At 69.5% G+C, this 23,220-nt stretch carries 21 protein-coding genes; 12 read left to right on the plus strand and 9 right to left on the minus strand.

Annotated elements, in window-relative coordinates:
* Window positions 1-5: 5 nt before the first annotated feature.
* From OG558_RS25695 to OG558_RS25720, 6 genes are all read right to left on the minus strand, one after another.
* On the minus strand, window positions 6-1,328 hold the full coding sequence (locus OG558_RS25695; RefSeq protein WP_405065305.1) for a M20/M25/M40 family metallo-hydrolase: 1,323 nt from the start codon (window positions 1,326-1,328) through the stop codon (window positions 6-8).
* 1 nt (window position 1,329) lies between these two features.
* Window positions 1,330-1,506, minus strand: coding sequence for a hypothetical protein (locus tag OG558_RS25700; protein ID WP_405065306.1), 177 nt, complete (start codon window positions 1,504-1,506; stop codon window positions 1,330-1,332).
* Between the two features lie 110 nt (window positions 1,507-1,616).
* On the minus strand, window positions 1,617-3,938 hold the full coding sequence (locus OG558_RS25705; RefSeq protein ID WP_405065307.1) for a M43 family zinc metalloprotease: 2,322 nt from the start codon (window positions 3,936-3,938) through the stop codon (window positions 1,617-1,619).
* A gap of 383 nt (window positions 3,939-4,321) precedes the next feature.
* Window positions 4,322-5,314, minus strand: a complete 993-nt coding sequence (locus OG558_RS25710) for a GNAT family N-acetyltransferase (RefSeq protein WP_405065308.1) — start codon at window positions 5,312-5,314, stop codon at window positions 4,322-4,324.
* Window positions 5,315-5,373: 59 nt separating this feature from the next.
* Window positions 5,374-6,252 carry a prephenate dehydratase gene (locus tag OG558_RS25715; protein WP_405065309.1) on the minus strand — a complete coding sequence of 293 codons (879 nt, stop codon included), beginning with the start codon at window positions 6,250-6,252 and terminating at the stop codon, window positions 5,374-5,376.
* A gap of 39 nt (window positions 6,253-6,291) precedes the next feature.
* Window positions 6,292-7,095 (minus strand): lysophospholipid acyltransferase family protein, encoded by an 804-nt coding sequence (locus tag OG558_RS25720; protein WP_329475177.1) that lies wholly within the window; start codon window positions 7,093-7,095, stop codon window positions 6,292-6,294.
* A 148-nt stretch (window positions 7,096-7,243) separates the two neighbouring features.
* Here OG558_RS25720 and OG558_RS25725 point away from each other — a divergent pair, with 148 nt between their 5' ends.
* The 11 genes from OG558_RS25725 (at window position 7,244) to OG558_RS25775 (ending at window position 20,163) form a co-directional block, all read left to right on the plus strand.
* Complete coding sequence (locus OG558_RS25725; protein WP_405065310.1) at window positions 7,244-9,517, plus strand: M64 family metallopeptidase; 2,274 nt, start codon at window positions 7,244-7,246, stop codon at window positions 9,515-9,517.
* A 101-nt stretch (window positions 9,518-9,618) separates the two neighbouring features.
* Entirely contained in the window at window positions 9,619-10,113 is a 495-nt protein-coding gene (locus tag OG558_RS25730; RefSeq protein ID WP_405065311.1) for a DUF1772 domain-containing protein, read from the plus strand.
* A gap of 12 nt (window positions 10,114-10,125) precedes the next feature.
* Window positions 10,126-10,953: a TIGR03936 family radical SAM-associated protein gene (locus tag OG558_RS25735; RefSeq protein ID WP_405065312.1), complete on the plus strand. Its 828-nt coding sequence runs from the start codon at window positions 10,126-10,128 to the stop codon at window positions 10,951-10,953.
* Window positions 10,954-11,101: 148 nt separating this feature from the next.
* Window positions 11,102-14,605 carry an Rne/Rng family ribonuclease gene (locus OG558_RS25740; RefSeq protein ID WP_405065313.1) on the plus strand — a complete coding sequence of 1,168 codons (3,504 nt, stop codon included), beginning with the start codon at window positions 11,102-11,104 and terminating at the stop codon, window positions 14,603-14,605.
* A gap of 174 nt (window positions 14,606-14,779) precedes the next feature.
* The gene (gene rplU / locus OG558_RS25745) at window positions 14,780-15,097 is read left to right on the plus strand and encodes a 50S ribosomal protein L21 (protein ID WP_329484872.1); all 318 of its coding nucleotides are present in this window, start codon (window positions 14,780-14,782) and stop codon (window positions 15,095-15,097) included.
* A gap of 11 nt (window positions 15,098-15,108) precedes the next feature.
* Window positions 15,109-15,369 (plus strand): 50S ribosomal protein L27, encoded by a 261-nt coding sequence (gene rpmA / locus OG558_RS25750; RefSeq protein ID WP_328522445.1) that lies wholly within the window; start codon window positions 15,109-15,111, stop codon window positions 15,367-15,369.
* A gap of 108 nt (window positions 15,370-15,477) precedes the next feature.
* Window positions 15,478-17,049, plus strand: coding sequence for a GTPase ObgE (gene obgE, locus OG558_RS25755; protein WP_405065314.1), 1,572 nt, complete (start codon window positions 15,478-15,480; stop codon window positions 17,047-17,049).
* Window positions 17,049-18,161 carry a glutamate 5-kinase gene (proB, locus tag OG558_RS25760; RefSeq protein ID WP_405065315.1) on the plus strand — a complete coding sequence of 371 codons (1,113 nt, stop codon included), beginning with the start codon at window positions 17,049-17,051 and terminating at the stop codon, window positions 18,159-18,161. The genes obgE and proB overlap by 1 nt, the downstream gene beginning before the upstream one ends.
* 70 nt (window positions 18,162-18,231) lie before the next feature.
* Window positions 18,232-18,417, plus strand: coding sequence for a hypothetical protein (locus OG558_RS25765; RefSeq protein ID WP_329475184.1), 186 nt, complete (start codon window positions 18,232-18,234; stop codon window positions 18,415-18,417).
* A gap of 29 nt (window positions 18,418-18,446) precedes the next feature.
* Complete coding sequence (locus OG558_RS25770) at window positions 18,447-18,854, plus strand: spore germination protein GerW family protein (protein WP_329475185.1); 408 nt, start codon at window positions 18,447-18,449, stop codon at window positions 18,852-18,854.
* A gap of 64 nt (window positions 18,855-18,918) precedes the next feature.
* Window positions 18,919-20,163, plus strand: a complete 1,245-nt coding sequence (locus OG558_RS25775; protein WP_405065316.1) for a glutamate-5-semialdehyde dehydrogenase — start codon at window positions 18,919-18,921, stop codon at window positions 20,161-20,163.
* Here the strand turns inward: OG558_RS25775 and OG558_RS25780 are convergent.
* Together OG558_RS25780 and OG558_RS25785 are read right to left on the minus strand one after the other, a co-directional pair.
* Window positions 20,148-20,822 (minus strand): 4'-phosphopantetheinyl transferase family protein, encoded by a 675-nt coding sequence (locus OG558_RS25780; RefSeq protein WP_405065317.1) that lies wholly within the window; start codon window positions 20,820-20,822, stop codon window positions 20,148-20,150. The two genes, OG558_RS25775 and OG558_RS25780, sit on opposite strands and share 16 nt — an antisense overlap.
* Window positions 20,819-21,391, minus strand: a complete 573-nt coding sequence (locus OG558_RS25785; RefSeq protein ID WP_405065318.1) for a PadR family transcriptional regulator — start codon at window positions 21,389-21,391, stop codon at window positions 20,819-20,821. Before OG558_RS25785 ends, OG558_RS25780 begins: the two co-directional genes overlap by 4 nt.
* Window positions 21,392-21,458: 67 nt before the next feature.
* On the opposite strand from OG558_RS25785, the gene OG558_RS25790 reads away from it, so the two are divergent.
* Entirely contained in the window at window positions 21,459-22,346 is an 888-nt protein-coding gene (locus OG558_RS25790; protein ID WP_405065319.1) for an alpha/beta fold hydrolase, read from the plus strand.
* On the opposite strand, the gene OG558_RS25795 is transcribed toward OG558_RS25790, so the two are convergent.
* On the minus strand, window positions 22,333-23,196 hold the full coding sequence (locus tag OG558_RS25795; protein ID WP_405065320.1) for a winged helix-turn-helix transcriptional regulator: 864 nt from the start codon (window positions 23,194-23,196) through the stop codon (window positions 22,333-22,335). The two genes, OG558_RS25790 and OG558_RS25795, sit on opposite strands and share 14 nt — an antisense overlap.
* Between the last annotated feature and the right edge of the window lie 24 nt (window positions 23,197-23,220).

Raw genomic sequence — 23,220 nt, forward strand, 5'->3', positions numbered from 1 at the left:
GCGTGTCAGCTTAGGACAACACCTCCTAGGGACTCGTAGTCGTGCCAGCTACCGTCGTATGCCTTGTGGTACAGGGCCGAGTCCATCCCGACCGCGAAGACGTCGAGCCGGTCCGGGCCCCAGGAGACCACTGAGCCGGCTGGTCTGGGCCGAACCGCGGCCGCCAGTTCGAGCCAGCCGGCCAACGCGGCGATGTTCATCCGGAGGATCTCGGCGGCCAGCGACCAGTCGATGAAGTTCAGCGTGTCGTTCGCCGAGTGGATGTGGCCGTTCGCGCTGTCCGCGCCTTCGATCGTCAGCACGGCCGGGACCCCGGCGTTGATGAACGGCACATGGTCGCTCGCGAACGGGTTCAGCGACGTCTCCACCTTCAGCCCGGTGTACGTCGCGGCCGCCGTCGCCAGGGCCGTCATCTGACTCGACGACACGGGCGCACCTTCGAGCAACACGGTCGGCATCGCGGTGTTCCGGGTCGCGATCATGTCCATGTTCAGCACGGCCCGGACGCGGGATCGCTCGGCCGGCGGCAGCGCGGCGACGTACTGCTTGCTGCCGAACAGTCCCTCCTCCTCGCCACCGAAGAGGATCAGTCGTATGTCGTGCTGCCACGACCGCGTCGACAACAGCCGGCCGAGCTCGAGCACGCCGGCCGAGCCGCTCCCGTTGTCGTCCGCGCCAGGGGCGGCCGCGGCCGGACCGCCGGCGATGTTGATCGAGTCCAGGTGGGCCGTGACGATCACGAGTCCACGGGTGGATCCGGCCCCGGCCCGATCGCCGATCAGGTTCGCCGAATGGCCCGCGCCCACGGTGATCGGCATCCGGCTCACGGTGTAGCCGAGGGCAACCATTCGGTCGGCCGCGAAGTCCATCGCCTGCGTGAACGTCGTACTCAGCGAGTGCCGGGTCGGCAGACTCGCCAACCACGTCAGGTCCGACTGGTACGACGCGGGCGACAGTTCACCGACGAGCGCCGCGACGGCCGGATCGGCCCGGGCCGCGGAGACGATCGGATTGTCGACAATCGTCGTACCGGCGCGGAGGTGTTCGACCCGCCAGCAGTGGTTCGACCGGCGGCGGGGTTTGTCGGCGGACGAGATCACCAGGTGCCGGCCGCGGTCGAGCAGCGGCGTGACATCGGGGTAGTCGTCCTGGAAGCTCCGGCCCACCTGCGTGACGAGCAGCAGGCCGGGTGCGGTCCGCGAGGCCCGGCCGAGGCGTTGCTCGGCCGGCACCCAGAGGATGGTCTTGTCGCCGAACCGCGCCGACTGCGCCCCATCGGCGGCATCGGCAGTCGGTACGACGAGATATCGCACAGGTGCTGTAGTCATGTCAGTTCTGCCAGGTGATCTCTAGGCGGTCGGGCTCGGACTTGACGATTTGGCCGGTGCCCCCGGAGCTTCGGTCCAGCCGGCCACTGGCGTCCCAGCGGCCGGCCGGGCGGGCTTCGGGGGCGTCGCCCCGGCCGATCGCGTACTCGATCAGCGTCCCGTCGGGGCCGAACTCCACCCCCCGCCGGCCGCGGGCCGGCGGGAAGGCGAAGTCGTCGCGGCGATAGACGCTGATCCCGTCGTGGTCCTCCTCGAACGAGTGCGTCCACCGCCCGACCGGTTCGGTGCTCAGACTCCCACCGCCTGTCCGCTGGGTGTCGTCGCCGGCATCGACTCGGGGATGGTCACCCTGAAGTCGCTGATGACGCCGCCGAGCGGTTCGTACCCGGTGACCGACGGTCCCCAGTTCGAGCCGTCCCACCACTTGTGCCAGAGCTGCTTGTCGGTGCCGGTGACGAAGACGTCCAGCCGGTTCTGGTCCCACGAGACCACACGTGGCTCGTCGGTGCAGACACCGCCCATGTACTCGTAGCCGGTGACCGACGGTCCCCACGCGGACCCGTCCCACCACTTGTGGTACAGCGCGGAGTCGGTGCCGAGCAGGAACACGTCCAGCCGGTCCGAGCCCCACGAGACGACCGTCGGCGCCGTCGTACACACGCCGCCCATGTACTCCCAGCCCGACCAGGCCGAGCCGTCCCACCACTTGTGGTACAGCGCGGAATCGGTGCCGATGACGAACATGTCGAGCCGGTTCTCGCCCCAGGCGACGACCCGCGGTGGCGAAGCGCAGACGCCACCGAGGTACTCGTAGCCGGTGACCGACGGTCCCCAGTTCGCCCCGTCCCACCACTTGTGGTAGACCGCGTTGTCGGTGCCGAGCACGAAGACGTCCAGCCTGTCTTTGCCCCAGGCAACGACTTCGGGCGGGCTCATGCAGATGCCGCCCATGTACTCGTAGCCGGTGACGCTCGGTCCCCAGTTCGAGCCGTCCCACCACTTGTGGTACAGCGCGCGGTCGGTGCCGAGGACGAACGCGTCCAGCCGGTTCGGGCCCCAGGTGGCCAGCCGCGGCGGGCTCATGCAGACGCCGCCGAGGTACTCGTAGCCGGTGACGCTCGGTCCCCAGTTCGAGCCGTCCCACCACTTGTGGTACAGCGCGTGATCGGTGCCGAGGACGAAGGCGTCCAGCCGGTTCGGCGCCCAGGACGCGACTTCAGGAGCACTCATACAGATACCACCCATGTACTCGTAACCGGCGACGGACGGTCCCCAGGCCGATCCGTTCCACCACTTGTGATACATCGCCAGGTCGGTGCCGAGGACGAACGCGTCGAGCCGGTTCGCGCCCCACGCCACCACCGAGCCGGCCGGTTCCGGCGTACTGGAGCCACTGCCGAAGATCGGCAGACCCTTGCGCACGGTGTCCAGGCAGGCCTGCATCCGGGCCACCTGGTCGTTGGTGAACATCACCATGCCGCGGTCGTCGGTGTAGTCCATGTAGTCGTAGAACAGGTCGCCGTTCGGCCCGTTGCTGCAGGTCACGTGCGGGAACGTCGGTACGCCGAAGTTCGGGCCGGCCTGGTTCGGGGTGTCGGCGCACTCGTCGCTGCCGCTGCAGCCCGTGCCGTCGTCGCCCCATTGGTGGAGCAGATTCAGGTAGTGGCCGACCTCGTGGGTCGCGGTCCGGCCCAGGTCGAAGGGCGCCGCCGCCGTACCGTTGGCGCCGAACCCGCTGTGCAGGATGACCACGCCGTCGGTGTTCGCCGGACCGCCCGGGAACTGGGCGTACCCGAGCAGGCCGCCGCCGAGCGGGCAGACCCAGAGGTTCAGGTACCGGTCGGCCGGCCACGGGTCGATACCGCCGGTCGCCGACGACTTCACCTTGTCGTCGGTGCCGAAGCTGGCCGTACTGGTCTGGGTCCGGGTGACACCGGTGGTCGGGTTCCCGTTCGGGTCCTCGGTCGCCAGGAAGAACTCGACCCGGGTGTCCGCGATCAGGCCGCTGAAGACCGACGGCACGATGCTCGTGTCGGGGTTGGTGGCCCGGTAGTCGCGGTTCAGGACGTCGATCTGGCTGTCGATCTGGGCTTGCGAGATGTTCTGGGCCGCGGTGTTCCAGACCACGTGCACGACACACGGGATGCGGGCGATCCCGCTGAAACGGTCCGGTCCGGAGACGTAGGCGATCGTCGCGGTCTCGATGGCCGACCGGGCCGCAGCGTACTCCGGTGACGTCGTCAGCAGCCGCCGGTGCACGTCCATCACACCGCACTGCCGCTGGGTCGGGAACTCGGTGCGCCCGTCCGCGCCGCTCATACCGGCACCACCGGCCTGGCCGCCGCCACTCATGCCGGCACCACCGGCCTTGCCGCCGCCACTCATGCCGTCGCCGGCCGGTTGGCCGCCGCCCGACATTCCTGCTCCACTGGGCTGGCCGCCGCTCATGTCGGCGGCGCCCGAGGCCGGTGCTCCGGTCATTCCGGACATCGGCATGCCGTTCGCCGCGGGCTGTCCGTTCGCGACCTGCTCGGCGGCCGGCACCTCACCCGGCATCCGGTGGTCGTCATCGCGGTGCTTGTCCGCTCGCCCGTTGGCCTTTCTCGGCATCTCTCCCCCTTCCAGCGGGGGCGCACGAGCAGGTCGGAACCGCGCACGGTCCCGGACCGAAGAGGTTCTTCCCCCAGCCCGCCCTTTTCGATCGAAGGCGGCACGTCCCGCCTCCCCCACCGAGCAGTCGGCCCCCAAGTCACTGCTCACTATTTACCTTGCTCTCATCACCGCCCGCGCACAACCCCTTCGCGCTGCGGACAGTGAAATCCGTCGAAACCCCTGTGAGCGTTGAAGATTTGCTTGAATCCTCAAGTGGCGCCCGAGGACTCACACGCCGGCCGCACCGACAGGCTGTCGTCGGGGGTTGGGACAGGTGATGGTGGGCTGCGACAGGTTATTCCTTGTCTCAGTACCCCAGCAGGTGTCCCAACCCCCGGGAGTCAGAGCGTGCGTTCCCAGGTTGTGCGTTGGGCGGCGGGGCGGAAGCCGAGCTTTTCGTTGACGGCGATCATCGGGGTGTTTTCGGGGGCGTTGAAGGTGTGGAGTACGGCGGAGTGGTCCAGGCCGGACTGGAGGGCGCGGAGGTTGGGGACCTTGACCGCGATACCTAGGCGGCGGCCGCGGTGAGTCGGGTGGACGTAGGTGTCGTACTGGCTCAGCCGGTCCGGCGTCTCCGGCGTACCGCCCATCTGGGTGTACGCCGCCAGCTCGCCGGACGCGGTGTGGACGGCGGCCGTCGTGTAGGCGAAGCGGCCTTGGGCAACGCGCCGGGCCTCGGCCTCGCGGATCAGCGCGGGCGTCCAGCGAGTCGACTCGATCGTCCGATCGCCGGTCGGCACATCTTCCGTCATCCCCGTCAGCAGGACGGCAAACTGCTCCAGCCACTCGTCAGGCATGTGCTCGCGCCACTGCACCAGCTCGTACCCCGGCACCGGCCGGTCCAACGCCGCCAACTGCTCGGAAGGCAGCGGAAGCTCGAGCACCTGCTGCAGCTCCGCGTGCTTCCGGACAAACCCCCGCGCCGCGGCAAACGCCGTACCAACACTCTCACCCGTCACCGGATCACCCGCGGAGTTCATCCCGGACAGCACCCGCCGCCCGTCGGCCTGGACTCGTTCGATCACCGCGTCCAGCAGCCGGGTCGCGACACCACGCCGCCGGTACGCGGGAACCACCGCGAGCTCCACGTCGACGGTGTCGGTGTTGTCGAGCAACCACCAGTCGAGCCATGCGATCCCGGCCCACGTGTCACCGTCGACCAGCCCCAACCCGTCCGACCGCGCGGCCGAGTGATCACCGGTGAAGAGCACCCGGGCTTCCTGTAGCCCGAGCCCTACCGGAAACTCGAGCTCCTCCCGCCGTACGGCGTCCCGCACCTCGAAGAACCGCCGGAAGACCTCAGGATTACGCCCATCCACGCTGACGATCTGCACCCGCGCACCCTACGTCGCACTCCCAGCCGATGCGCCCGTGGGTCAGACCCCCAGCAGGCTTAGTGGTGGGGGCGGAGGGCGCGGTTGGCGGCGGGTTCGGCGATTTGGGCGCGGAAGGGGTGGGACGGGTAGACGCCGAGGATCCGGACCTCGACCGAGAAGAACGCGAGTTCCTCCAGCGCGAGAGCCACGTTCGGCTCTTCCGGGTGCCCTTCGATGTCGGCGTAGAACTGCGTCGCGAAGAACATGCCGCCGAGCTGATATGACTCCAGCTTGGTCATGTTGACGCCGTTGGTGGCGAACCCACCGAGCGCCTTGTACAGCGCGGCCGACACGTTGCGGACGCGGTAGACGAAGCTGGTGATGATCGGGCCCGAGCCGACCGGCGGAATCTCCGGCTCCCGCGACAACACCAGGAATCGCGTCGTGTTGTGGTGTTCGTCCTCCACGTCGGAGGCCAGCGTCTCGAGGCCGTACAGCTCCGCGGCGGCCCGGGGGGACAGCGACGCGACGGTCGGGTCGGCCAGTTCGGCGACCTCGCGGGCGGCGCCGGCGGTGTCGTCCGCGACCACTGTGGACCAGCCGTGTTCGCGGATGATCTTGCGGCACTGGCCGAGCGCGTGCACGTGGCTGCGGACGGTCCGGATCTGGTCGAGCGACGTACCCGGGACGGCCAGGAGCTGGAAGTGGATCGGCAGGAAGTGCTCGCCGACGATGTGCAGCCCGGACTCCGGCAGCAGGTGGTGGATGTCCGCCACCCGGCCGGCGATCGAGTTGTCCACCGGGATCATCGCGAGCCCGGCGCGACCGCTGCTGACCGCCTCGAGCGCGTCCTCGAACGTCGTACACGGCAGCTGCTCGCGGTCGGGGAACATCTCGGTGCACGCCATTGCCGAGTTGGCGCCTGGCTCACCCTGGTATGCGATCGGTCCGTCCACGGTCTACCAGCCTAGACCCCGGACATCTCAGCAGACGGATCAGGTGTCCGTCTTGCGGACCTTCTTCGGTGCGCCGGTGACCGCCCGACCCTCCAGCAACTTGGCCTTGGTGGCATACATGTCGATGTACTCCTGGCCGGACAGCTCCATGATCTTGTACATGATCTCGTCGGTGACGGCCCGCAGAATCAGCCGATCGCTCTCCATCCCCTCATAGCGAGAGAAGTCCAGCGGCTCGCCGAATTTGATCGTGGGGGAGGCGAACGAGGCGACCACCTTGCCGGGTGGGGCGACCACGTCGGTGCCGATCACGCCGCACGGGATCACCGGCACCTTGGCCTCGAGCGCGAGCCGGGCGACGCCCGTACGTCCCTTGTAGAGGCGGCCGTCGTGCGACCGGGTGCCCTCGGGGTAGATGCCGAACAGCTCGCCACGCTCCAGCACCTTCATCCCGGCCCGCATCGCGCCCTCGGACGCGGACCCGCCGGACCGGTCGATCGGCACCTGGCCGGTGCCCTTGAAGAACCCGCGCTGGAACCGGCCCTTGATCCCGGCGCCGGTGAAGTAGTCGGACTTCGCCACGAAGGTGACCCGGCGCCGGACCACCAGCGGCATGAAGATCCAGTCGGAGTACGAAAGGTGGTTGCTGGCGATGATCGCCGGGCCGGTCTCCGGGACGTTCGCGGCGCCGACCACGATCGGCCGGAAGATGCGCCTGACCGGCGGGCCGAGCAGCACGTTCTTCAGCAGGAAGTAGATGCCCTTGCCGTCGCCCTCACCGGAGTCGTCCACCGGGTGGACCCGGCCCGGCTCGGGCCGCGGCGACTGCGCCGGTTCCGTCATCGATGTCCTCTCCTCACAGTTCCCCGAGCCTTCATGATGCCGCACAAAGGCACGGTTGGCTCGCTGGTCGCCACGCGGGAACTCCTCACACCCGGCGGCCGACCTTCGTAAGCTGCTGACGGCAGCGTCGCCCGGCTGGGGAGGACTTGTGCGGACCAAGGCTTTGACAGCGATGCTCGGGCTGCTGGCGGCGGTCTTCGCCGGCGCCGGTACGACGGCAGCCGCGCAAGGATCCGGTACGGCGGACGCCCCGGCGGCGACCGTGGTCCCGATCCAGGTGACCGGCCCGGCGGCGTCCAGGTTCAACCTGGTCGTGATGGGCGACGGCTACACCGCGGCCGAGCTGCCGAAGTTCCGCGAGCAGGTCGGCAAGCACCTGAACATCCTCTGGAGCATCGAGCCGTTCAAGTCGTACCGCAACTACGTCAACGTGTACGCCGTCGAGATCGCCTCCCCCGAGAGCGGCGTCGACTGCGATCCCGGCCTCACCTCGCCCAAGGTCGACACCCCGTTGCAGATGGGCTTCTGGGGCGGTTGCAACCCGGGCAGCGTCCAGCGACTGCTCACGGTCAGCTCGGCCGCGGCGACGCAGTACGCCGATCTCGTCCCCGGCACCACGTCCGCCAACCGGCAGATCCTTGCTATCGGCAACAGCAACACGTACGGCGGCGCCGGCGGGACGTATGCCACGGCGTCGGGCGGCAACGCATTGTCCGCTCTGATCACGCCGCACGAGCTCGGCCACTCGCTCGGCGGCCTGCAGGACGAGTACGACTACTACGCCCGCGGTGAGCGCGGAGCTCCGTACGAAGGGCTTGAGCCTGCCTCGATCCATCACACTTTGCTGACCGAGCAGCAGATGCGGGACCAGCAGCAGAAGTGGTTCCGGTGGCTCGGCGAGCCGTCCGAGTCCGGCGGCACGATCGGTCGCTACGAGGGCGGCATGTACGCCGGCTCCGGGGTGTGGCGACCCAGCGCGCACTCGATGATGAAGGCACTCGGGTACTACTTCGACCAGATCTCCCGGGAACGGATGACGCAGCGGATCTCGGCCCGTGCGTCGCTCTTCCAAAGCAGTACGCCGGTCGGGCAAGTCGCCGCCGACCAGGTCGTCTGGCTGCAGACCCTGCATCCGGTGGACCACGAGCTCGACGTGACCTGGACCTTGGACGGTACGGCGCTCCCGACCGCGAACCGCCGTGCGGTCGACCTCTCGACTCTCGAGCTCGCACCGGGCCTGCACACGCTGACGGCGTCGATTGTCGACAATACGACGTTCATACGAGATCCCGCCGTACGTCCGACGGCCGCTCGCTCGTGGACGGTCAACACGACGCTGTCCGCGAAGCCCTCCACCGAGCCGGTGCGGTTCACCGGGTCGACCTCGACCGAGCATCCGGTCAGCGCCGACGAGGTGGTGTACGCCGAGACGACGCAGTCCGACACCGCGCAGCCTGGGATCGCATGGCGGCTGGATGGAGCCGAGATGGCCACCGCCGGCAATGACCGGGACCTCGATCCGGAGTCGTTGAAGCTGACCGGCCGCCACACGCTCACGGCCCAGGTGGGTGCGGAGACCCTGACGTGGCAGGTTGACGGGGTCGAGCCGGTGGTGCAGTCGACGATGTCCAAACCGCTCCTGACTGTGCAGAAGGCGACCGGCCCGGAGTACATCTACAACGACACGTTCACCATGGGCCTGGCCGCGACAGACGACAGCCCGGGGTACGTCGTTCCCGAGTTCCGGGTGGACGGGGACGGTTGGTACAACTACTACGGCTGGCCGACCGATGCGTCCGCGCCGTTCCGATTCACCGCCGAGGGGACCGAGATCGATCAGCTCGTCTACGGCAAGCTCGGCGTACCGCGGGTGGTGCCGTGGGACGACGTACCGCCCGGATATGGCCGGCATCAGGTCGAGTACCGGGCGATCGATGCCTCCGGCAACATCGGGACACCGCGCCGGTTCGCGGTCACGTTGTTGCGCCCGGCCCCTAAGTGCATGACGACCGTGACGGGTGTCCGGAACGGGCCGCTGTACGTGCGATCCGGGGTCACCTGCCTGGCCGGTGCCACGATCAACGGCCCGGTCCTGGTCGGTGCCGGCGCGTCGGTGGTCGCGACCGACTCTCGTGTCGTCGGCCCGGTCCGGGCGGACCGGGCGGCCGACCTCCAGTTGTTGCGGAGCACGATCGGGGGACCGGTCAGCATCGACGGGGTGACCCGGAGCGTCGTGGTCGTCGGGACCACGGTCCAGGGCCTGGTGTCCGTGACCAGGTCCAGTACGACGGAGGCCGCCGTACTGGCCGGGAACGCGGTGACGGGACCGCTGAATTGCTCTGGCAACACGCCTGCGCCGGTTGATTTGCAGGCGCAGAACCAGGTATCCGGACCGCGGTCCGGTCAGTGTGTGGGGTTGTGAGTTGCGCGGACATGGGCGTGAGTTTCGCTGACATGTCCGTGCACGTTTCGGTCCCTTAGGTTTCCGGTGCGGGGAGGTCCCGCCGTACTGGAAGGAGCGAGATGAACGGACTGCGGGTGGCGTCCCTGCTGCTGGCCACGATGACGACCGGGCTGGTGGCCGGGGTGTACGCGATCTACGCGAACGCCTTCATGCCCGGGCTGGCGAAGACCGACGACAAGACCTTCGTCGGCGCGTTCCAGGCGGTCGACCGGGCCATCGTCAATCCGCTGTTCCTCGGGCTCGGGTTCGTCGGCGCGTTGCTGTTCACGCTGCTGGCCGGCCTGCTCAGCCTGAAGGAGAAGGCGCTGCCGTGGATCGCGGTCGCCTTCGTCCTCTACCTGATCACGATGATCCTGACGATCGCCGTCAACGTCCCGCTCAATGACGCGCTCAGGGCGGCCGGTGACCCGAACACCATCGATGTGGCCGCCGCTCGGGCGGCCTTCGACGAGTCCAAGTGGCGCATGTTCAACCTGATCCGCACCATCCTCGCCACCTTCTCCTTCGGCCTCCTCGGCTGGGCCCTCTACCTCACCGGCACATCCGCCGCCTGAGACAATGCCCGGGTGCCACCTGTTCAAGCTCCGCCGTCGCAGCAGCTCCCCGCGGTCCAGAAACTGCGGGTCCGGTTCGCCAAGCGCGGACGGCTGCGATTCACCTCACACCGCGATTTCCAGCGGGCGTTCGAGCGCGCCGTCCGCCGGGCGGAGCTGCCGGTGGCGTTCTCGCACGGCTTCAGCCCGCACCCGAAGATCTCGTACGCCGGTGCCGCGCCGACCGGAGCCGCGTCCGAGGCGGAGTATCTGGAGATCTCGCTCACACAGGAGCGGGACGCCGGGCAGGTCCGGGCCGCCCTGGACGAGGCGCTGCCACCCGGTCTCGACGTCCTCGAGGTGGTTGTCGCCGGCCCCGGGTCGCTGGCCGACCGGCTGGAGGCGAGCGAGTGGCTGATCGCGTTGCCCGGTGTGGATCCGGAGGCGGCTGCCGAGGCAGTGGCGGCGTTCCTGGCCCGGGAGGAAATTCTGGTCGAGCGCATGACCAAACGCGGGCTTCGCTCGTTCGACTGTCGAGACGCCGTTCTGCGACTCACCGTCGCGCACGAACCGGGGTCGGTTGCGACGTGTGCGATACTGCAAGTGGTGTTACGGCACGGAACCCCGGCCGTGAGACCCGACGACGTTCTCGCCGGCGTGCTCGACGTAGCGACGCTCCCGGTGACGGGCCCGGCTCTTTTGACCAGGCTCGCCCAGGGCCCGCTCATCGCGGCCTCCGGCACGGTGGACGACCCGCTCGCTCGTGACCGCGACGCCACCCAGGCGACCGCGACCGGCCAGGCGGAAGACCACCAGACGCACACAGCGGAGGGCGACGCCGCCGCTCCCTCCGAGCCCTGAGCACGGGCGGAGCGGATCCAGCAGGCTTCCGCCGCGCCGGCACCGAGAAAACTGTGCCGGACGGCGAACCGTGACCGCTCTGTGGCCGCGCCGGACCCGTGACAGGGGTCGCAGGATGCGTCGGAGGGCTTGAGGAGACCCGCACTACATGCTCGACAGCGAGCCGACTACCGAAGCAGCCGATCCGGCTGCCACCGCCCAGCAGCAGCCAGGAGCGCGCAAGACCGCGAAGAAGGCCGCTGCGAAGAAGACCACCGCGAAGCGCACCGTCAAGAAGACCGCCGCGGAGGTCCCCACCCAGTCCGACGGCGAGGTCGCCGATCCGGCGCCCGCCACGGCCAGGAAGACGGCTGCCAAGAAGGCTGCCGCGAAGAAGACCACGGTCAAGAAGGCCGCGGCGAAGACCGCCGCCAAGAAGACCGTCACCAAGCGCCCGGCCAAGAAGGCCGCCGCGCAGGACGCGTTCCCGGAGCTGATCGAGACCGACGCGCCGGAGACCACCCTGGCCGACGGCGGCCCGGTCGTCGAGAACGCCCCGGCGACCGCGCAGAGGACCACCCGCAAGCGCACCGCGAAGAAGGCCACGCAGACCGATCTCCGGACTGAGAACAGCCCTGTCACCGACGGCCCGGTCGCCGACGCGGAAACCCCGGCCGCCGCCTCCGCGCCGAGCGAGTCCCGCTCCTCCCGGCGCACCCGCTCCCGCGGACGTTCCACCGACACCACAGCCTCCGGCCAGACCACGACAGCCTCCGGCCAGACCGGCACGGCCGACGGTCAGGCCGACACGGGCGCCGGCTCCGCCGCCGTTGAGAGCGACGCGACCGCTGGCACCGACACTGCGCACGCTGACACCAACGCTGAGCCCGGCGCGGCGCCCGCTGCGACGCGGTCAGGCTCCAGGCGTCGCGGCTCGAACGCCCCGTCCGCCTCCACCGACGAGGCCCCGAGCACCCCGTCCACCGACAACACCGCCGGCCAGGACACCAACCAGGCCGACGAGCCGACCACCCGCCGTACGCGCCGCCGCGCGCCGGCCGCTGCTCCGGTGCTGTTCCAGGCGCCGGTCGACGTGCCGGCTCAGGCCCCCGCGCAGGCCGCCGCGACCAGCCCGGTCGAGGCAACGCCGGAGGCTGTCGAGACCACCGGTGCCGAGCCGAGCGCCGACGAGCAGCCGACGACGACTCGCCGTCGCCGCAGCCGGCGTGGCCGCGACACCGAGGCCCGCGACGCCGAAGCACAGGGTGACGAGCCCCGCGAGGGCGACCAGGCTCCCGCCGAGCCGAGCCGGCGTTCCCGCGCGGGCAGCGCGGCAACCGGTTCGGGTCAGCGAACGGTCGAGGTCACCGACGAGGACGAGACCGCCGAGGCGGTCCAGACCGACGAGCACGCCGACGCGCAGTCCGAGGACGGCGAGGACGGTGGCGAGGGCACACGTCGTCGCCGCCGGCGCCGTGGCGGCCGTCGCCGCCGCAAGTCCGGTGACACCGACGCCGAGGACACCGCCGACGAGCAGTCCGACGAGGACGACCAGGACGAGCCCGAGGCCGAGGCCGGCTCGGATGACGAGCACGACGGCTCCGCCGACTCCGACGAGGACGGCGACGCCAGCGGCAGCTCGTCCCGGCGCCGTCGGCGTCGCCGCCGCCGCAAGGGCGAGGAGGGCGCCGGAGCCGCGGACGACCCCGACGAGACCGTCGTACGGGTCCGCGAGCCGCGCAGCAAGAACACCGTCAACGAGATCACCGCGGTCGAGGGCTCGACCCGCCTGGAGGCGAAGAAGCAGCGCCGCCGCGAGGGTCGCGCCGCCGGACGCCGCCGGGCCCCGATCGTCACCGAGGCCGAGTTCCTGGCCCGGCGCGAGTCGGTCGAGCGGACCATGGTGATCCGCGCCCGTGGCGACCTGACCCAGATCGCCGTCTCCGAGGACAACGTCCTGGTCGAGCACTACGTCGCCCAGGAGGAGCAGGTCTCGCTGATCGGCAACGTGTACCTCGGCCGGGTGCAGAACGTGCTCCCCAGCATGGAGGCCGCGTTCATCGATATCGGCAAGGGCCGCAACGCGGTCCTGTACGCCGGTGAGGTCGACTGGGCCACGCTCGGCGGGGCCAACGGGCCGCGCAAGATCGAGCAGGTGCTGAAGTCCGGCCAGGCCGTGCTGGTCCAGGTGACCAAGGACCCGATCGGCCACAAGGGCGCCCGGCTGACCAACCAGATCAGCCTGCCCGGCCGGTACGTCGTCTACGTGCCGCGCGGCGGCAACGGCGGCATCAGCCGCAAGCTGCCCGACACCGAGCGGAGCCGCCTGAAGGGCATCCTCAAGGACATCGTCCCCGACGAGGCCGGCGTGATCGTCCGGACCGCGGCCGAGGGCGCGTCGGAGGAAGAGCTGACCGCCGACGTCAGCCGGCTGCAGAAGTACTGGAACGACATCGACAAGAAGTCGAAGAGCGGCCAGGCACCGCAGCTGCTGCACGGTGAGCCGGACCTGCTGATCCGGGTGGTCCGCGACCTGTTCACCGAGGACTTCACCAAGCTGGTGATCTCCGGTGACGACGCGTACGACCAGGTGCGCGAGTACGTCTCGGACGTCGCACCGCACCTGGCCGACCGGGTCGAGAAGTGGTCGGGCGACGGGGACGTCTTCTCGAACTACCGCATCGACGAGCAGATCAAGAAGGCGCTGGACCGTAAGGTCTGGCTGCCGTCGGGTGGTTCGCTGATCATCGACCGGACCGAGGCGATGACGGTCGTCGACGTGAACACCGGCAAGTTCACCGGCTCCGGCGGCAACCTCGAGGAGACCGTCACCAAGAACAACCTGGAAGCGGCCGAGGAGATCGTCCGGCAGCTCCGGCTCCGCGACATCGGCGGCATCATCGTGATCGACTTCATCGACATGGTGCTGGAGTCGAACCGCGACCTGGTGCTGCGCCGGCTGGTCGAGTGCCTGGGCCGCGACCGGACCAAGCACCAGGTGGCCGAGGTCACCTCGCTCGGCCTGGTCCAGATGACCCGGAAGCGGATCGGCACCGGTCTGCTCGAGGCGTTCAGCGAGAACTGCGACCACTGTGGTGGCCGCGGCCTGATCCTGCACGACGAGCCGAAGGAGTCCCGCCGCCGCGACAGCCGCAACGGCCAGGACAACAACAAGCCCGCCGCGCAGGCCGAGGAGCCCCGCAAGTCGTCCCGCCGCCGCGGCCGTGGCAAGGGCCGCGCCGAGGACGAGCACACCGAGGAGGCGTCGCAGCACAACGGCGACGCCGCCCACCGCCTCGCCCAGATCGCTGCCGCCTCCGCCAAGAAGGACGAAGAAGCGACCGGGACCGACGAGGGCGCGGTGGCCGAAGCCGGAGCAGGTACGCCGGAGCCGACCGGCTACCCGGTGTCCGCCAGGGCCGATGAGCAGGCCAGCCCGGAGGCAACCGGCTTCCCGGCGCCCGCCGACACGGCCACGACTGTCCCCACCGACGCGGCAGAGCCCGCCGAGGCGGCCCCGAACGGGTCCGCCAAGTCCGGCAGCACGCGGCGGCGGCGCAGCAGCCGCGGCCGGGGCAAGGGCGCCCAGGCCGCCGGTGGCGAGTCCGCCGGCGAGGGTGACGCCGGCAGCCCCGGAGCCGACGCTCCGGAACTCGTTACGACCAGCAGCTGAGCAGATGTGACACGAGTCCCTGAGCAGGCGGATGACCCGGTTTGACCCGCCTGTGAGGGGACCCGTAAACTTGAGCTTCGGCGCGCGTTCCGCGTGCCATGTTTGTGTGGGCCGCGAGCAGGTCTGTGCAGGCCCCCGTAAGAACTTCCGAACCAGCAGAGAGTGAGATCCACGGTGTACGCGATCGTGCGCAGTGGCGGCACCCAGCAGAAGGTCGCCGTCGGCGATGTCATCGAGATCGACAGCCTGACGGACGCGGTGGGCGACACCGTGTCCCTGCCGGCGGTCCTGGTCGTCGATGGCGACACCGTGACGACCGACGCCGCGGCGCTGTCCAAGGTGGCCGTGTCGGCCGAGGTCCTGGGCCGTACCAAGGGTCCCAAGATCCACATCCTCAAGTACAAGAACAAGACCGGTTACCGCAAGCGCCAGGGTCACCGTCAGCACTACACCCAGGTCAAGGTCACCGCGATCGACGCGAAGAAGAAGTGAGCTGATCAGAAATGGCACACAAGAAGGGCGCCGCGTCCACCCGTAACGGGCGCGACTCCAACGCGCAGCGGCTCGGCGTCAAGCGGTACGGCGGCCAGCTGGTGAACGCCGGCGAGATCATCGTCCGTCAGCGCGGCACGCACTTCCACCCGGGCGACCTGGTCGGCCGTGGCGGCGACGACACGCTGTTCGCGCTCGCCGAGGGCCGGGTGGAGTTCGGCACCCGGCGCGGTCGTCGCGTCGTCAACATCGTCCCGGCCCCGGCGGAGTAACACCGCCACCCGGACGTAGTCGAAGCTCTGAGAAGGGCGGGTCGCGGAATACCGCGGACCCGCCCTTCTGCTGTGTTAGTAACATCCAACAGGAAGTAGAGAACACCGATGGCGATTCCCAGCTTTGTCGACCGGGTCACGGTGCACGTCACCGCGGGCCGCGGCGGAAACGGCTGCGCCTCGGTGCACCGGGAGAAGTTCAAGCCCCTCGGCGGCCCGGACGGCGGGAACGGCGGCGACGGCGGCAGCGTGATCCTGCGCGTCGACCCCGACGTCACCACGCTCGTCGACTACCACCGCTCCAGCCACCGCACCGCCACGAACGGTGCCCAGGGCAAGGGTGATCACCAGGCCGGCAGCAACGGTGGCGACGTCGTACTCGGCGTCCCCGACGGCACGGTCATCGGTACGGCGGACGGCGTCGTACTCGCGGACCTCGTCGGACCCGGCGCGGAGTTCGTCGCGGCGCAGGGCGGCAAGGGCGGCCTCGGTAACGCGGCCCTGGCCAGCAGCGCCCGGAAGGCCCCCGGCTTCGCCCTGCTCGGTGAGGACGGCGAGGAGCGTACGCTCGTCCTCGAGCTCAAGGTGGTCGCCGACATCGGCCTGGTCGGGTTCCCGAGTGCCGGCAAGTCCTCGCTGGTCGCGTCGATCAGCCGGGCCCGGCCGAAGATCGCCGACTACCCGTTCACCACCCTGATCCCGAACCTCGGCGTCGTGGTCGCGGGTGACGTCACCTTCACGGTGGCCGACGTACCCGGCCTGATCGAAGGGGCGAGCGAGGGACGCGGGCTCGGGTACGACTTCCTGCGGCACGTGGAGCGGTGTGCGGCGCTCGTACATGTCATCGACTGCGCGACGTACGAGCCGGGCCGCGACCCGCTCAGCGACCTGGACACGATCGAGGCCGAGTTGCAGGCGCACGGTGGGCTCGAGGACCGGCCGCGACTCGTTGCCCTGAACAAGATCGACGTACCCGACGCACGGGACATCGCCGAGATGGTGCAGGCCGAGCTGGAGCAGCGCGGGCTGCGGGTGTTCCCGATCTCGACCGCTTCGCACGAAGGCCTGGAGGCCTTGAAGTTCGCGATGGCGGAGATCGTCGTACGGCGGCGTGCGGAGGAGGAGAAGCCCGACACCACGCGGATCGTGATCCGGCCGCAGGTGCAGGGCGGACCCGAGTTCAAGGTGAAGAAGCTGCCGGAGGACGGCGGCTGGCTGGTGCAGGGCGAGAAGCCCGAGCGCTGGGTCCGGCAGACCGACTTCGCGAACGCGGAGGCGACCGGCTACCTGGCCGACCGGCTGAACCGGCTCGGCGTGGAGAAGGAGTTGCTGGAGCTCGGCGCGATGGAGGGTGACGCGGTCGTCATCGGTGACGGACCGAACGCGATCGTGTTCGACTTCGCGCCCGAGGTCCAGGCCGGGGCCGAGATCCTGGCCCGGCGCGGTGAGGACCACCGGCTGGAGGAGCCCCGTCCCGCGGTGCAGCGGCGGCGGGCGAAGGACACCGAATACCACGCCCACCGGGCGTCGGGGGATCGGTCCGAGTACGGGCAGGGCTGGGTCGAGGACGAGGTCGACCTGTCCCCGGCCGAGGCGAAACGAGCAGCGGAGAAGGCGGCGAAGCTGGCGCGCAAGGAAGCACGCGAGCTCGAAGCCAGGGACATAGATCAGGACGCCTGATGAAACCTCGCGCGGAGGCCGTGAAGGCCACGCGGATCGTCGTGAAGGTCGGCTCGTCGTCGCTGACCCAGCGCGGCAGGATCGACCTTGTGCGGCTCCAGTTGCTCGTCGACGCCGTCGCGGCGCGGCGGGTGGAGGGCACCGAGGTCGTCCTCGTCTCATCCGGCGCGATCGCCGCCGGTATGGCTCCGATGGGTCTTCGGTCGCGACCGCGCGACCTGGCGACGCAACAGGCGGCGGCATCCGTCGGCCAGGGCCTGCTGATGGCGCGGTACAGCGATGCCTTCGCGGAGCATGGTCTGCGTGTCGGTCAGGTGCTGCTGACGGTCGATGACGTGACCCGGCGGAGCCACTACCGCAACGCCTATCGGACGTTCGCCCGGTTGCTCGAGCTGGGCGTCGTACCGATCGTCAACGAGAACGACACGGTCGCCACCACCGAGATCCGCTTCGGCGACAACGACCGGTTGGCGGCGCTCACGAGTCATCTCGTCCACGCCGATCTGTTGTTGCTGCTGTCGGATGTCGACGGACTGTACGACGGGGATCCGCGCAAGCCCGGTACGTCGATGGTCGCGGAGGTCCGTGGCCCCGCGGATCTCGCGCCGCTGCGGATCGGCCGGAACGGGTCGTCCGGAGTGGGCACCGGCGGCATGCAGACGAAGGTCGAGGCGGCCGCGATCGCCACCGAGGCAGGCATTCCGGTTGTCCTGACGTCGGCCGCTCGCGTCGGCGAGGCCTTGCGTGGCGAGCCCGTCGGCACCTTGTTCCACCCGACCGGCCGCCGCCGCAAGACCCGCCTGCTCTGGCTGGCCCACGCCACTTCCGGCCAGGGCGTACTGCGCCTGGACGAAGGAGCGGTCCGAGCCGTGACAGAACGCCGTACGTCGCTCCTCCCGGCCGGAATCTCCGCCGTCGAAGGCACCTTCTCCGCCGGTGACCCGGTCGACCTGGTCTCCCCGTCCGGCGCCGTCATCGCTCGCGGCCTGGTCAACTACGACGCCACCGAACTCCCCGACCTCCTCGGCCGCTCCACCCGAGACCTGGCCCGCGAACTGGGCGCCGCCTACGAACGCGAGGTCGTCCACCGCGACGACCTGGTGTTGCTGTAGCCCAAAGGTCCTGCCCATTTGTGACGGTCGACCCTGGCCCGGCGGGCAGATGTTCACAAAGCTCGATCGTATGAGCGGAAAAGGCAACCGGGGCGCCGGTGGCGGAGACGCGGTGTACGGACTAGGTCTGATCGGCGCCCTCGTGTACTACATCCAACAAGCCGACAGCTTCTGGGGAGTCATCGTCGGCATCCTCCAGGCCCTGGTCTGGCCGGCCTTCGTCTTCTACGACCTACTCAAGTTCCTGCACCGCTGAAGCAGCTGTCCCGCTTGGAGGTGGACGACATGGCCAAATCGGCCGAGAACACCGGTGTCCTCGAAATCCTGCAAGGAGTGATCGACGGAGTCAAAGCCGGAACGGTCTTCGGCCAGCCGATCGAGAAGGATGGCGTGACGGTGCTGCCGGTAGCGCGCATCAGCGGCGGCGGAGGCGGTGGCAAGGGCCAGGACGCCGGCGGGCGTGAAGCCGAAGGCGCCGGTGGCGGCCTCGGTCTGTCGGCCCGGCCGGTCGGGGTGTACGTCATCCGTGATGGCAAAGTCTCCTGGTCCCCGGCCGTCGACGTCACCAGAGTCATCCTGGGCGGACAACTGGTCGGCGTGGTCGCGCTCCTGACCCTCCGTGCCCTGTTCAAGATCATCGGCCGCCGGATGGCCCGCCGCGAGGCCGGCCCGACGGTCCCGAAACAGCCCTGACGCGGGAGTCCGCTATCTGGCGAGGTCGGGGCAGCGACGACGGCCGGGGCCATACGATGAGGGTGTGAGTGAGATCATCGAGCTGGCCCGGCGGGCGCGGGAGGCGTCGTACGCGTTGGCGGACGCTTCGCGGGCGACCAAGGACGCGGCGCTGCACGCGATGGCGGCAGCCCTGCGAGCGAACACCGACACGGTCGTGGCGGCGAACGCGAAGGACGTCGCAGCGGCCCGGGAAGCCGGTACGCCGGAGTCCACGGTGGACCGCCTGGCGCTGAACCCTGCCAGGGTTGACGGAATGGCTGCCGGACTCGAGCAGCTGGCCGGGCTGACCGACCCGGTCGGTGAGGTCGTCCGCGGCTACACCCTGCCGAACGGTCTGGAGCTCCGCCAGGTGCGCGTCCCGTTCGGCGTGATCGGGATCATTTACGAGGCCCGCCCGAACGTGACCGCCGATGCGGCCGGCATCTGCCTGAAGTCCGGCAACGCGGTCCTGCTCCGCGGTTCATCCTCCGCCGCCGCGTCCAACGAGGCGATCGTCGCCGTACTGCGGGACGCTGCGACCGAAGCTGGTCTGCCGGCCGATGTGATTCAGGGCGTGCCGACGGATCGGGCCGCGGTGAAGGAGCTCATGCAGGCACGCGGGCTGGTCGACGTACTGATTCCGCGCGGTGGTGCCGGGCTGATCCAGACCGTGGTCACCGAGTCGACCGTGCCGGTGATCGAGACCGGCGTCGGCAACTGCCATGTCTATGTGGACGCCGACGCGGATCTGGGGCTCGCGCTGGCGATCTTGCTGAACTCCAAGACCCAGCGGCCGAGTGTCTGCAACGCGGCCGAATCCCTTCTGGTGCATGCGTCCGTGGCCGACGAGTTCCTGGCCACCGCGTTGCCGGCGCTGACCGCGGCCGGCGTGACCGTGCACGGTGACCCGGCGGTAGTTGCCGCTGGCAAGGATGTGGTCGCCGCGACGGAGGACGACTTCGGCCTGGAGTACAACTCGCTGGACCTGTCCGCGGCAGTGGTCGACTCGCTGGAAGCCGCGGTGCAGCACATCCGCCGCTACAGCTCGGGTCACACCGACGCGATCATCACCCGCTCGCAGGCCGCCGCCCGCCGGTTCGTGCAGGCGGTGGACTCGGCCGCGGTCGTGGTCAACGCCAGCACGCGTTTCACCGACGGCGGCGAGTTCGGCTTCGGCGCCGAGATCGGGATCTCGACCCAGAAGCTCCACGCCCGCGGCCCGATGGGCCTCCCGGAGATGACGTCGACCAAGTACGTCGTCACCGGCGAAGGTCAGATCAGGACCTGAGTCGCGTCGTTCACCCGGACAACGAGCGGCTCGGCGCGAAGTACCGCCAGCGCCGCAGCGTGGTCGGCGCCAACCTCGAGGTCGGTCAGCTGCCCAGTGTGCTGGGCCCACTCCCACACCTCCGCCGGCTGGTCCAGCGGACCGACGACAACTGTCTGTAGGTCCGCCCGGACCCCGACTCCGGTCGCCTTGACCACTGCTTCTTTCCGCGTCCACACCTGCGTGAACGCCTTTGCTCGTGCGATCCCGTCGTACTGCGCCAGCCCCCGCACTTCCTCAGGAGCCAGGCACAGGGGGCCGACCGCGTCGATGTCGATACCGGGGTCGACCTTCTCCACATCGAGTCCGACTGGGTGATCGCCGATCGCGACGCCGACCAGCCCGCCGGAATGCGTCACCGACAGCTCGACGCCGTCAGCGCGGACCTTGCCGTGCGGCTTCCCGCAGTCCGGGCAGCTCCGATCCAGCCGTACCTTTGCCGCAGGCAACGAAAACCGTGCCGCCAGCAACCGCCGGACCATCGTGCAGCCGAGCAGGAACCGCGCCTTGTCCTCGTCCCGCCGGTACGCCGCCAACCGCCGCTGCTCGTCCTCGTCGAGATCAACGGCGAACTCGTCGCGGGCCTGATCGATCCGGGCCCACCACACCTCGACGGTCACACCGGTCCGGGCTTCCAGGTCAACGTTCCGGTGGTCAGATCGTCGACAATCCGATCGATCCACTCCGCTTCGGCCACCGCGATCGCCCGCTGGTACTCGGTCTCGAGCAGGGCGAACCGGGGGATGGGCTCGCCCTCCAGGACCAGCTCGGCGTCGAGCACGGCGATCCGCTCGGACAGGTGATCGCGGCGCTCGCCGAGCAGTTCACCGGCCGTCTCCGGCGTCACCAGCATCACGAACGACAGCGCGGCCGGGAACTCGGGGAACTCGTTGCGCGGGGTGGTGAGGATCTCCGCCAGCCACTCCCGGCAGATCGTCCGCCCGTCCTCGGTCAGGTGGTACACGGTGCGCTCCGGGTAGCGTTCGTCCCGCTCGGTCGCGCCGGCGGTGATCATGCCCTCCTCCTCGAGACGCACGATCATCCGGTACAGGCTGGTCCGCTGACCGACGTTGACCACCTGGTCCTTGCCCCACTGCTTGATCAGCCGCTGGATCCCATAGGGATGCATCGGCCCGTTCTCGAGCAGTCCGAGGATCGCGAGGGCGAGTGGTGAGCGTCGGATGGTCATGGTGTCAGCATACGGGTTCAGAGATACTAGTTGCAATGAAACTAGATGATGTGTGACTATCGATCTCATGAGAACAGCAGAACTGAGCCAGGGTGCGGTGGAGTCCCGCGACGGCACCGAGATCGGCTACTGGAAGACGGGGCACGGACCGGCGGTCGTCGTACTGCACGGCAGCATGGAGTCGGCGCGCAGCCACACGTTGTTCGCCGAGGCGCTGGCCGGCGACTTCACCGTCTACCTCCCGGATCGGCGCGGCCGCGGCCTGTCCGGTCCGCATCGGCCGGATCACACCGTGCGGACCGAGGTGGAAGACCTCGAGGCAGTGCTGACTGCCGCCGGCGCCGAGCAGGCGTTCGGCGTGAGCGCAGGTGGCGCGGTCGTGCTGGAAGCGGCTCGCACGCTGCCGAGCCTGCAGAAGATCGCAGTGTATGAGCCTGCGATTGTCGACAATCCGACGCCGCATCGCGAGTGGCTCGTCCGGTTCGACCGTGAGGTTGCCGAGGGCAACCTTGCCGGCGCGATGGTGACCAGCATGTACGGGCTGCAGCTGGCGCCGGCGTTCCTGAAGGTGATCCCGCGGCCGCTGATGACGCGGATCACCGAGAAGATGCTGGTGAAGGATGAGCGGCAGGCCGGCGCGGATGCCATCACGATGCGCAAGCTCGCGCCGACCATCCACTACGAGGGCACGCTGATCGCCGAACTCGCCGGGACCTTCGAGGATTTCCGCTCGGTGTCCGCGGATGTGCTGTTGATGGGTGGGAGCAAGGGGTTGCCGGCGTTGAAGCCGTGGCGGGACACCCTGGAGAAGGTGCTTCCGCATTGCCGGCGGATCGAGTTCGACGGCCTCGACCACGGCTCGTCCAGCGACCCGGGTGGAATCAATCCGAGCGGCAGCGCCAAGGCGGTCGAGCGGGTGGCGGCCGAGGTCAAGGCGTTCTTCAGGCAGTCTTGAGTGCCCAGTCGACCGCGTCCGCGATGTCCGTGACCGGATACCGCACGGCTTTGACGACGCGGTCGTCGCCGATCACGAGTACGACGCGTTTGAGTCGCTCGTACCCACCGGCGCGGAAGGTGGGCAGCCGCAGCGCGGCGGTCAGCTCCAGTTCGAGGTCGGACAGCAGCGGGTGTGGGATCTCCTCGGCGTTGGCGAACGCCTGCTGTTCGTCCGTGCGTTGCGTGCTGACCCCGCGGACCGCGACTCCGTTGGCAGCGAACTCGTCGTACCGGGCGGCGAAGAGGCGGTTCTCCAGCGTGCAGCCGCTGGCGCCGGCGATCTCGCTCCAGCCGTCCGGCAGCGGCGTCGGCCGGCCGGTCGCCGGGTACCCGAACAGGACGGTCGCGCGGGAATCCGGGTCGATCACGTCGAGCGCCGTACCCGCGATCGAAGGCAGGCTGAGCTGGGGGACGCGCTGTCCGACGAGCTCGTGGATCCGGTGGGCGGGCGGCTCGTCGGCGTCGTTCGTGCCGGTGAGTGAGCCGTCGCCGAGCAGCCAGCGGTCGCCCCAGTCCTGGAGCGCGACGAGGACCGGCAGCAGTGCCCGGCCGCGCGGGGTGAGGCGGTAGGCATAGCGGGCCGGACGGTCCTGGTACGCCGATCGCTCGACGATCCCGGTGTCGACCAGGCCGGTCAGTCGCTCGGTCAGGACCTTGCGGGAGATGTGCAACGAGTCGGCGAGCTGATCGAACCGGTCAAGACCGCGGGCCAGGTCGCGGACGATCAGCAGTTCCCAGCCGTCGCCGATGACGCCGAGGGATTGCGCGATCGCACAGTCCGGCTCGGGTGAGAAGCTGCTCCGCCGCACGTCGCCCCCCAATCCGGTTGCCAC

Origin of the sequence: Kribbella sp. NBC_01510 (assembly GCF_045040325.1) — a bacterium.
GTDB lineage: Bacteria > Actinomycetota > Actinomycetes > Propionibacteriales > Kribbellaceae > Kribbella.

Excerpts from the sequence above, each read along its gene's own strand:
- OG558_RS25695 (WP_405065305.1), bottom strand. The coding sequence starts at position 1,328 with ATGACTACAGCACCTGTGCGATATCTCGTCGTACCGACTGCCGATGCC.
- OG558_RS25705 (WP_405065307.1), bottom strand. The coding sequence starts at position 3,938 with ATGCCGAGAAAGGCCAACGGGCGAGCGGACAAGCACCGCGATGACGAC.
- OG558_RS25720 (WP_329475177.1), bottom strand. The coding sequence starts at position 7,095 with ATGACGGAACCGGCGCAGTCGCCGCGGCCCGAGCCGGGCCGGGTCCAC.
- OG558_RS25730 (WP_405065311.1), top strand. The coding sequence starts at position 9,619 with ATGAACGGACTGCGGGTGGCGTCCCTGCTGCTGGCCACGATGACGACC.
- OG558_RS25740 (WP_405065313.1), top strand. The coding sequence starts at position 11,102 with ATGCTCGACAGCGAGCCGACTACCGAAGCAGCCGATCCGGCTGCCACC.
- rpmA (WP_328522445.1), top strand. The coding sequence starts at position 15,109 with ATGGCACACAAGAAGGGCGCCGCGTCCACCCGTAACGGGCGCGACTCC.
- obgE (WP_405065314.1), top strand. The coding sequence starts at position 15,478 with ATGGCGATTCCCAGCTTTGTCGACCGGGTCACGGTGCACGTCACCGCG.
- proB (WP_405065315.1), top strand. The coding sequence starts at position 17,049 with ATGAAACCTCGCGCGGAGGCCGTGAAGGCCACGCGGATCGTCGTGAAG.
- OG558_RS25765 (WP_329475184.1), top strand. The coding sequence starts at position 18,232 with ATGAGCGGAAAAGGCAACCGGGGCGCCGGTGGCGGAGACGCGGTGTAC.
- OG558_RS25770 (WP_329475185.1), top strand. The coding sequence starts at position 18,447 with ATGGCCAAATCGGCCGAGAACACCGGTGTCCTCGAAATCCTGCAAGGA.
- OG558_RS25785 (WP_405065318.1), bottom strand. The coding sequence starts at position 21,391 with ATGACCATCCGACGCTCACCACTCGCCCTCGCGATCCTCGGACTGCTC.
- OG558_RS25790 (WP_405065319.1), top strand. The coding sequence starts at position 21,459 with ATGAGAACAGCAGAACTGAGCCAGGGTGCGGTGGAGTCCCGCGACGGC.